Source organism: Agromyces kandeliae, from assembly GCF_009674665.1.
In the GTDB taxonomy this organism is placed as follows: domain Bacteria; phylum Actinomycetota; class Actinomycetes; order Actinomycetales; family Microbacteriaceae; genus Agromyces; species Agromyces kandeliae.
In genome coordinates this window covers 499,270-509,308 of the sequence record NZ_WKJD01000016.1, presented here as the reverse complement: position 1 = coordinate 509,308, position 10,039 = coordinate 499,270, and the positions used below count along the sequence as shown (strand labels likewise).

Sequence of the window (10,039 nt, the reverse complement as noted above, 5' to 3'; positions counted from 1 at the left end):
GTCTTGGTCTTGGTCTTGGTCTTGGTCTTGGTCTTGGTCTTGGTCTTGGTCTTGGTCTTGGTCCTGGTCCTGGTCCTGGTCTTGGTCTCGGCCTTGGTCGCGCGCTCGGTTCTCTCCTCGGCTCGCGGGGGAGGGGCGACGTCGTCTCCGGACTCGGTACCGGAGTACCGGAGTACCGGAGTACCGGGCTTCGCGGGACACGGACAGCCTGCGCCGCGGATCGACGTCGGCCCGGCGCGCCGTGAGATCAGGTGGAGCGCGACGGCGTCGCCCGACCAGTGGAGGACGAGAAGCGCGACGCCGTCAGCGGACGTCGAAGGTGCGCTCGTGGTGGCCCGTCGCACCGTCGGGGGCGACCGGGGCGCGCTCGGCGGTCTGCACCTCGCCGTCGGCGGAGATCGCGCGAGCCCGGATCGTGTGGCGACCGGGCGCGGCATCCCAGTCGTACCGCCACTGCACCCAGGTGTCGGCCGAGATCGCCGTCGCGAGCGTGGCGGGCTGCCACGGGCCGTCGTCGACCTGGACCTCGACCGCCGAGACGCCCGTGTGCTGCAGCCAGGCGACGCCGGCGACGACGACCGTGCCCGCCTCGACGGACTGGCCCACGCGCGGCACGTCGATGCGCGACGACAGCTTGATCGGTCCCCGCTCGCTCCAGCCGCGGTCCGACCAGTACGCCCGATCCCGGTCGAATCGGGTGACCTCGAGCTCGGTCACCCACTTGGTCGCCGAGACGTACCCGTACAGGCCGGGCACGACCATCCGAACCGGGAACCCGTGCTCGACCGGCAGCGGCGTGCCGTTCATGCCCACCGCGAGGACGGCCTCGCGGCCGGGGTCGGTCAGCGCCTCGAGCGGAGTCGACGCCGTGAATCCGTCGATGCTCCGCGAGAGCACCATGTCGGCGTCCGGGGTCGGGCCGGCGCGTGCGAGCAGCTCGCGGATCGGATACCCGAGCCACACGGCCGTGCCGATGAGCTCGCCGCCGACCTCGTTCGACACGCATGCGAGCGTGGTCACGCTCTCGCCGAGCGGCAGGGCGAGGAGCTCGTCCCAGGTGAGCTCGACCTCGCGGGCGACCATGCCGTGGATCCGCAGCCGCCACTCCGCCGGATCGACCTGCGGCACGTTCAGCGCGGTGTCGATCCGATAGAACTCGCCGTTCGGCGTGATGACCGGTGCGAGCCCGTCGATGCCGAACTCGGCGGATGCCGGAACCGCCGTCGTCGTCGCGGGCGCGGGAAGCCGGAGCGCCTCGCGGACCGAGCTGACCGCGCGCGACCCGGCCGACAGTGCGGTCGACGCGATCGCGGCGAGCACGCCCGCCGCGGCGGTTCCGCCCGCCCACACCAGGAAGCGGCGTCGGTCGACCCCGTCGACCGACGCGTGCGGTTCGTCGGCCTCGCCGGAATCGGCCACCGGGACGGCCGGTCGCCCGGCCGGGACGGGGGCCGTCGCGGCGGCGCGTGCCGCCGGCAGTCGGGTCAGCAGCATCGACAGCGCGCCCATCGCCGCGAGCGCACCGACCGCGGCCGGCAGCACCGCGACGAGCGACGCGTTCGCCCTCGTCGCCGCAGCGACCGCGCCGAATACGCCGAGCAGCGCGAAGATCCCGCGTCCCCAGCGCGGATGCCGCGACTCGAGCAGCCCCGCGAGGGCGCCGACGCCGACGAGCACCACGCCCACGCCGACCAGCAGGGCGACCTTGTCGGCCGTGCCGAACAGGGCGATCGCGGCATCCTTCGCCCACGGCGGTGCGAGGTCGATGAGGAGGGCCCCGATCGACGTGAACGGCGACGCGGTCGAGGCGATGACCGCCGCGGTGAGCTCGCCCGCTCCGGCGCCGAACGTCGCGGCCGCGACACCCGCCAGCGCGGGGCGCAGCCGTCCACGGGGCGCCACGTCGGTCGGCATGCCTTCAGGCTACGTCGGCCGCGGACCCGCGGCGCCCGCGCAGGCGCCACCGTAAGCGGTTCGTAAGGAGGAAGGACAGGTCCGGGCCGGGACGCAAGGCCCTGCACGTCGCGGACCGCGGTGAGACGCGCCCGCCTGATGCGCCGCGGCGCCGGCACCGCCTATCGCAGGGTCGGGATCAGCTGGTCGGTCAGGAACGCGAACGACTGCGTCACCGCGCTCATGACCCAGCCCAGCACGACGACGACGGCGGTGACGATCCACGCGATCGTCTGCTCCTGCCGTGTGCCCGTGACGCGCCGGCCGTCGGAGTCCTTCGCGGTGTTCGTGAGCGTGAGCACGAGATCGACGAGCCACCAGATGCCGAAACCGCCGATCGTGAGCAGCTTCAGGATGCCGGTGCCGACCTTGCCGAGGTAGAACCGGTCGACGCCGAGCACGCCGAGCAGCCACGCGAAGAGCCACGTGGCGATGAACGAACGGTCCGAGGTCGCGGCCCCTGCGGCACGTACGACCTGCGGGTTCTGGCCGGGCGCGGCGCCGGGCGGGTAGGCGGTCATGACGATTCCCCTTTCGTCACCATCACCCTGATGCGTCGTCGGCGTGCCCGGCGAGGCCGAAGGTCCCGGCTCGCGGAGCATGGGTCAGACTGGATGCGACCCCGGGAGGTTCGAACGTGACGATCGACGATCCGTACGCCACCGCAGCCGAGCTCGGCCTGATGCAGGGGTTCCCGCCGCCGCGCGACCTGCGCGTCACGCGCTCGACGGCGCTGCTCACGCCGCCGTACAACCGCTGGGCGTACCTGAACATGCGGTTGCTGTACCCGTCGGCCCCGGTCCGGGCCGCGGCGGAGCCGATCGCCCTCGAGCGTCGGATCGACGACCTCGACGGGGTGGCCGTCCCGCGACCCGACGGGAACGGGACGGCGGGGCTCGGCGACTACCTCCGCGAGACGTACGGCGACGCGCTCGTCGTCGTGCACGAGGGACGCGTCATCCACGAACGCTACGCGAACGGCATGCACGCCGACCATCCGCACCAGATGATGTCGGTCACCAAGTCGTTCTGCGGGCTCCTCGCGCTGCTCGCCATCGAGGACGGCCGGATGGACGAGTCCGATGCCGTCGTCGCGCACGTCCCGGAGCTCGCGGATTCGAGTGCCTTCGCCGACGCGACGGTCGGGCAGGTGCTCGACATGACCAACTCCATGGCCTTCACCGAGGACTACGCCGATCCGCTGTCCGGCATCCGCCGGTACGGCGCCGTGCTCGGCTGGACCGACCCCGTGCCGGGCATCCGCTACGAGGACAACCTCCCGGACTACCTCGCCACGCTCGAACGCGACGACGCCGAACCGCACGGCCGCACGTTCCACTACCAGACGCCGAAGACCGACGTGCTGAACTGGATCACGAACCGCGTCGAGGGCCGGTCGTTCCGCGAGACGCTGCACGACCGCCTGTGGTCGCGGCTCGGCACGGACGGCGAGACCTACGTGCTGCTCGATCGGAACGCGACGCTCGTCGCCGGCGGCGGCCTGAACGCGACTCCCGAGAACCTCGCCCGGTTCGCCGCGATGATGACCGCCGACGGCGTGTTCGCCGGCGAGCAGGTCGTGCCGTCGGGCGTGATCCGGAAGATCGCCGCCGGCGGCGACATCGCGGCGTTCGACCGCGGTCCCGATTCCGACGACGTCGTGCACCGGCGCGGTGAGTGGAGCTATCGCGCGCAGTGGTGGGTGCGCCACACGCCGGGTCGCGAGGCGTTCATGGCGATCGGCATCAACGGCCAGTGGATCCACCTGGACCCCGCCAGGCGCATCGCGATCGTGAAGCAGTCGTCGCAGCCGGTGTCGAAGGACGAGTACCTCAACGGCTTCGACCTGAACGCGTTCGACGCGATCGCCGCCCACGTCTCGTCGCGCTGACGCCCCGTCCGCGCGCACCTCGTCAGCGCGAGCGCTCGGCCATGAACGCAGCCACGCGCGGTGCCAGTCCGGCACCGATCTCGGCGGCCGGGCGCTTCGCGCCCTTCACCTCGAACGAGTGGTTCGCGCCGTCGATCCAGTCGAGCACCGCCGAGGGGGCGAGCCCCGCGACGAGCCGATCGAGTTGCTCGTTCGGGATCGCGAACGGGTCGTTGCGGCCCTGCAGGAACAGCATCGGCACGCCGGCGAGCTGCGGGAGATGCTCGTCGCGCGTCTTCTCGGGTCGACCGGGCGGATGCAGCGGATAGCCGAGGAACACCAGCCCGGCGGCGTCCATCCCCTCGGCGACGGCCATCGACGCCATCCGCCCCCCGAACGACTTGCCCGACGCCCAGACCGGTTCGGCGTCGCCCGCCTCGTCGCGGGCGGCGGCCATGACCGCCCGCCAGGTGGCGATCGCGACCGGAGGCCGGTCCGGGAAGCGGCGGCCCGCCACCCGGTAGGGGAAGTCGAACCGCAGCGTCGCGACGTCCAGCCCCCCGATCGCCCGGCAGAACCCGGTGAGGAACGGATGGTCCTTGCCTGCCCCCGCACCGTGTGCGACGACGAGGGTCGCGGTCGCACCACTCGGTCGCCGCAGGACCGCGGGCACCTCGCCGACGCCGTCGCCGACGTCGATCGAGAGGGGCCGTTCGTCGTCGCTCATGCGTTCCATGGTGCCCGAGCCGGCGCCGGTCGCACGACCCCGTGCGCGGCCGGCCGAGAGCCGAGACGAGGGCGGGGCCGGGACGACCCGAAACGCCCCGGCCCCGCGTGCTGCGCCCCCGCGCAGCATCCGTGTCACCCGTGCCCGGAGGTCCCCACCCCTCGGTCGTCGCGCGTGGAGCGTCCGGCTCCGATCCGCACGACGAGGGTGACCACGATGACGACCGACGCCGCGATCGCGGCGGCGATGCCGGTCGGCGCCGACGCCGGCTCGTCGGTGAGTCGACCCACCGCGACCCACGAGAGGCCCCAGGCGAGCGACAGTGCCGGGGCGATCCGGCCGCGGCCCCACCAGGCCAGCGCGACGCCGATCGCGGCGGCAGCGGCGATCACGCCGATCGCCCACGCCTCGGCCGGGAGCGCCCAGCCGTCGAAGCCGGCGGCCTGCAGCACCGCGGTCGCGTTCGCGGCGGTCGCGACGATCACCCAGCCGAGGTACAGCCCGATCGAGCCGTCCGTCACGACCGCGTCGACGACGCCGCTCGGCGGCATCCGCCGCAGCTGCACGAAGAGCCACGCGAGGACCACGACCAGGGCGACGATCACGGGCAGGCTCGCCCACAGCAGGTCGAGCTGCACGACGCCGATCCACACCGCGTTCAGCACGAGCGACGCCGCGACGGCGTAGCCGATCCGGCGGTGCCGCGAACTCGTGCGCTGGGCGGGCAGCACCTGGAAGATCGCGTACGCGAGCATGCCCGTGTAGATGACGCTCCAGATGCCGAAGGCCGGCCGTGCCGGCGCGATCAGCGTCGAGTCGGCGTCGAGCCATCCGCCGGCGGCGTCCTGGATGGGCGTCCCGCCCGCGGCGCCGGATCCGATGAACGCCGCCGCGATCGCCAGGAGCGAGGTGACGAGCACGACGACCTGGCGCACGGTGTCGGCGGCCGTGCCCGGTGCGTTCGCCGTGGCCTGGGTGCGGGTCTCGGTCGATGTCAACGGATGCCTCCCCTCGGCGTGCTGCCACGATCGTCCGACTCGTGGTCGAGGACCGATCGGGCGCTGGTGCGGCCAGCGTACGAATCCGCGGCGGCGGCGGCGTCAACCGTTCGATTGAATCCGGCGGCCCCGATCCCACGAGGGCCCGGACGTGCGGCCGCCCGTGAGGCCCACCCCGGCGCCCGGGCCGGACGTGGTGCTGGGCCGCGCGGTGATCGTCGCCGCGAACAGGCGCCGGAGGCCCGCGACCCCGCCCCGGTTCCACGCGGCGAGCTGCCGGCTCGCTCCCGTGCCGTCGCGGAGCAGGCGACCGACCAGCTGGTGCACGAGCTCGCGGTCGCCGGCGCGCTCGAGGGCCTCGGCGACGTGCCGCTCGAGCCGTCGGACGAGGTCGTGGGCCGGGGCGAGCCGGCCGCTCGCGGGATCGAACGCGCCGCCCGACAGGCCGGCGTGCGCCGCGTGCAGCGTCGCCGCACTCAGGAGCTCGGGCGGCACGTCGGGGTCGGGCTCGTCGAGCGATCGCAGCTGGCGGGTGGCCGCGGGGTCGGCGCCGAAGCGGTCGTGCTCGTCGATCGCCCGCATGACGAGGGCCCGGCACAGGGCCGCGACGAGCAGCGTGTCGTCCGCGGTGAGCTGCGCGTCGGCCATCCGGAACTCGATCGTCGGCAGGTGCTCGGAGAGGCGCACGTTCCAGGCGATCAGCGCGAGCTCGACGAGCCCGCCGAAGCCGAGCATGTCGTGGATGCGGCGGTCGTACTCCGCGGCGTCCGCGAATCGCGGCGGGCAGCCGGCCGTCGTCCACCGGCGAAGCTGCACGGTGCGCCAGCTCTCGTACCCGGTGACCTCGCCGCGCCAGAGGGGCGAGTTCCCCGTCATCGCCGTGAGCAGCGGCAACCACGGTCGCACGGCGTTCATCGCGGCGACGCCGTGTTCGCGACTCGGGACGCCGACGTGCACGTGCAGTCCGCTCATCTGGTGGTCGGCGATGATGCCGGCCATGTCGCGCACGATCCGGTGGTAGCGATCCGTGTCGGTGATCGACGGGAACCGGGGCGCGTCGGGCGACGTGCCGACGCTCGCGACGCAGGCCGCGTGCCGGCCGGCGTCGGCGTCGACCTCGCGGCGGAAGGCCACCAGCTGGTCCGCCGCCTCGGCGAGGGTCTCGAACACCGGCGTCGCGAACTCGACCTGCGATGCGAGGAACTCGGGGTGGGCGTGCTCGCCCCAGCGCGGGTCAGCGGCGAGCCGATCGTGGACCTCCTCGGCGATGTCCGCGGGGAGCATCGTCTCAGGGTCGAGGAAGAAGAACTCCTCCTCGATGCCGAACGTCGTCATCGTCGCTCCCGCCCGGGGCGCATGCCGTCAGGACCGATTCCATGCGCCTCATGTTCGCAGCGTGCGACGCACGGGCGACGGTGTCAAGGGCTATCGGCGGGCGGAGTGCGTGTGCGTGCAGGGCGCGCTGCGGGCGCTCCTGGCGATCACCGGGCGGGGGTCACCAGCCCTCGGTGAGCACCCGGTCGAGCATCGCGACGAAGAAGTCGGCGCTCTCGCGCGTGGCCACCAGCGGCGGCTTCACCTTGAGCACGTTCTGGTGGTCGCCGGTCGGCTGCATGATCACGCCGAGTTCGAGGAGTCGGTCGCAGATCGCCGCCGTCTCCGCCGTCGCCGGCTCGAGCGTGGCGCGATCGCGCACGAACTCGACGCCGAGGTAGAGCCCCAGCCCGTGGACGGCGCCGATGAGCGGATGGCGCTCCGCGAGCGCCTCGAGCCGGGACTTCAGGTACGCGCCCGTGTCGGCCGCGTTCCGCTGGAGTCCGTCGTCGCGGAACGCGTCGAGCACGGTGAGCCCCGCGATGCTCGAGGCCGGGCTGCCGCCGGTCGACGAGAAGAAGTACCCCTGCGTGCGGAACCGCGCCGCGATCTCGCGGGTCGTGATGACCGCGCCGAGCGGGTAGCCGTTGCCGGCGGCCTTCGCGACGGCGATCACGTCGGGCACGACGCCCTGCTGCTGGAAGCCCCAGAACCACTGGCCGAGCCGGCCGTAGCCGGCCTGCACCTCGTCGGCGATCGCGAGTCCGCCCGCCTCTCGGACGGCCGCGTACACCTCGGCGAGGTAGCCGTCGGGCAGGGGGATGCCGCCGGCGTTGCCGTAGAAGGTCTCGGCGATGAACGCCGCGGGCGGTCGACCGGATGCCGCGAGCTCGCGGATGCGCTCGGCGGCCTCGGGCGCGTACCGCGCGGCCTCGTCGCCCCGGTACCGGCCGCGGAACGGGTTCGGCGCCTCGACGGCGTGCACCCAGTCGGGCCGGCTGGCGAGCGCGTTCGGGTTGTCGGCCGTCGACGTGCTCACGGCGTCGGACGCGTAGGTCCAGCCGTGGTACGCCTCGAGCACCGAGACCACGTCTCGGCGCCCGGTCGCGGCCAGCGTCACGCGGATCGCGAGGTCGGTCGCCTCCGAGCCGGAGTTGACGAGGAAGACCGTGTCGAGGGGGTCGGGCGCCATCGCCGCGAGGCGCTCGGAGAACTCGACGACTGCGCCGTAGTTGAAGCGGGAGTTCGTGTTCAGCGTGCGCAGCTGCTTCGCCACTGCGGCGGCCAGCCCGGGGTGGCCGTGACCGAGTGGCGTCACGTTGTTGACCATGTCGAGGTAGACGCGCCCGTCGGTGCCGACGAGGTGCTCGCGCCAGCCGCGCTCGATGCGCGGCGGCGCGTCGTAGTAGTGCTCCTGGACCTCGGCGAAGGTGCGATCGCGCCGGGCGACGAGGTCGGCGGCGTCGTGCGCGAGGTCGCCGGATCCGGCCGCGGCCGCACTCGGCGCGAGGCCGATCGCGGCGGCCGGATCGGTCGTGAGCGACAGCCAACCCGGGGCGACCTCGGGCCGCACGAGGTGCGGCACGTGCGTCGGCGCGCCGGCGGCCTCGAGCCGGATCCGGGCGCGCGTGCGCGCGGGCACGGTGCCGTCGAGGATCGTCATGCCGTCGGCGGCCTCGACGACGAGACGTGCGTCGTCGCCGTCGGAGGAGACGTGGGTGGCGACCGCGAACCACACGTCGATGCCGGTCGGCACGGTCTCGCGCGACTCGGCCGAGTGCGTGCGGCTCGCGGTGAGGCGCGGCGTCGTCCGTTCGAGCCAGGCCATGGGCGCGCCGGCGTCGAGCGCCGCCAGCGCGAGCCGTTCCTCGAGGCCGGGCTCGAGCCAGGCGCCCGCGTCGACCTCGTCGGCGGTGATCGACACGTCGAGGCGGGCCGCCCGGGCGAGGTCCGGTGCCGGGTCGAGCCCGATCCGGGTGGGGCGGTGGTGCGAGGCATCCGCTCGCCCGTCGTCGAGCTCGACGCCCAGCGCTTCGGCGATGAGCCGGGTCATCACGATCGAGGGCACCGAGGTCGCCTGCTCGAAGATGCGCCACTCGCGCTCGACGCCCTCGGCGGCGTACGCGTTCGCGCCGCCGTCGATCTGCACCTGCTGCTCGCCGCTCACGACGAGCACGGCGCCGCGGAGCACGACGAGCGGCCACAGCGCGCGCACCTCGGAGGCCGACAGGGGACGCAGCGCGTGGAACGCCCGCACGGCGGGCAGTACCGAGACCGGCTCGGCGCCGGCGTGGTGCAGCACCGACGAGATCGTGATCGCGAGCTCGGCCACTGCCCAGCTGCGCGTCACGTCGCCGAAGTCGATCATCCCGTCGGGCAGGCGGATGCCGCGCTCGGTCGTGCACACCACGTTGTCGTCGGTCAGGTCGAGGTGCACCGCCTGCATCGGCAGCTCGCTCGCGACGGCCTGCACGTCGGCCCACGCGCGGGTCGCGGCCTCCGTCACCCGCTCCCGCTTCGCTCGGTCGGGGTGGTAGTGGGCGAGCAGGTCGACCACGCGGTCGGCGACCCGGAGGTCCCACTGCAGCACGCGGTCGAGGCCGGGGTGGTCGAAGTCCGCGAGCGCGAGGCTCGCGTGCGCCGCGACCTCGCCCATGCGCGCGACGACCGTGGGGGAGAGGTACGCGGGCCCGTTCAGGGTGCCGCCCGGGAGGTACTCGAGCAGCCGGACGGCGAGCGGCCCCGCGCTCGTGTCGGCCACGATCGACCGGGGCGAGCCGTTGTCGGCGACGCTCGTCGTGGCGATGCGGAGGTGCGGCGCCGCGTCGGCGATGCGCGAGGCCGCGTGGTCCTGCGCGTCGAGCTCGTCCGCGGTGAAGGCGGGGTTCGTGACCTTCACGACGCCGATCGGTGCGCCGGGGTCGTCGGAGCCGCCCGCGGCCGGTCGCGACCGAGCGAGGAAGTTCTGGTCCTGCTGGCTGCCGAGCCCCTCGAGCTCGACGTCGAGCCCCCAGTGCCGGCGCACGATCGCGACGACCTCGTCGGCCGGCAGTGCGGGTGCGGGCAGCTCGCCCGCCGAGAAGAAGTCGAAGCCGCGGATGTTGACGGGCTGGGTCATGTTCGCCCCTTTCCGCCTCGAACATAGTCAGGGCGGATGCCTCCGGCCGAGCGCCGCCG

8 protein-coding genes are annotated in these 10,039 nt (G+C 73.5%); 1 reads left to right on the top strand and 7 read right to left on the bottom strand.

The window, feature by feature from the left end:
* The 3 genes from GJR97_RS18315 to GJR97_RS12610 form a co-directional block, all read right to left on the bottom strand.
* A partial coding sequence (locus GJR97_RS18315) for a hypothetical protein (protein ID WP_229276237.1) occupies positions 1-344 on the bottom strand: 344 nt, incomplete at its 3' end.
* Positions 304-1,914: a molybdopterin-dependent oxidoreductase gene (locus GJR97_RS12615; RefSeq protein WP_154346885.1), complete on the bottom strand. Its 1,611-nt coding sequence runs from the start codon at positions 1,912-1,914 to the stop codon at positions 304-306. The genes GJR97_RS18315 and GJR97_RS12615, both read right to left, overlap by 41 nt.
* A gap of 161 nt (positions 1,915-2,075) precedes the next feature.
* Positions 2,076-2,474, bottom strand: a complete 399-nt coding sequence (locus GJR97_RS12610) for a TM2 domain-containing protein (RefSeq protein ID WP_154346883.1) — start codon at positions 2,472-2,474, stop codon at positions 2,076-2,078.
* Positions 2,475-2,590: 116 nt separating this feature from the next.
* Between GJR97_RS12610 and GJR97_RS12605 the strand changes: the two genes are divergently transcribed.
* The gene (locus GJR97_RS12605; protein WP_324613456.1) at positions 2,591-3,844 is read left to right on the top strand and encodes a serine hydrolase domain-containing protein; all 1,254 of its coding nucleotides are present in this window, start codon (positions 2,591-2,593) and stop codon (positions 3,842-3,844) included.
* 22 nt (positions 3,845-3,866) lie between these two features.
* Here the strand turns inward: GJR97_RS12605 and GJR97_RS12600 are convergent, their stop codons facing one another.
* From GJR97_RS12600 to GJR97_RS12585, 4 genes are all read right to left on the bottom strand, one after another.
* The gene (locus GJR97_RS12600) at positions 3,867-4,550 is read right to left on the bottom strand and encodes an alpha/beta hydrolase family protein (protein WP_154346881.1); all 684 of its coding nucleotides are present in this window, start codon (positions 4,548-4,550) and stop codon (positions 3,867-3,869) included.
* Between the two features lie 134 nt (positions 4,551-4,684).
* Positions 4,685-5,548, bottom strand: coding sequence for a tryptophan-rich sensory protein (locus tag GJR97_RS12595; protein ID WP_154346879.1), 864 nt, complete (start codon positions 5,546-5,548; stop codon positions 4,685-4,687).
* Between the two features lie 102 nt (positions 5,549-5,650).
* On the bottom strand, positions 5,651-6,883 hold the full coding sequence (locus GJR97_RS12590; protein WP_154346877.1) for a carboxylate-amine ligase: 1,233 nt from the start codon (positions 6,881-6,883) through the stop codon (positions 5,651-5,653).
* A gap of 160 nt (positions 6,884-7,043) precedes the next feature.
* Positions 7,044-9,980 carry an aminotransferase class III-fold pyridoxal phosphate-dependent enzyme gene (locus GJR97_RS12585; protein WP_154346875.1) on the bottom strand — a complete coding sequence of 979 codons (2,937 nt, stop codon included), beginning with the start codon at positions 9,978-9,980 and terminating at the stop codon, positions 7,044-7,046.
* Positions 9,981-10,039 lie beyond the last annotated feature (59 nt).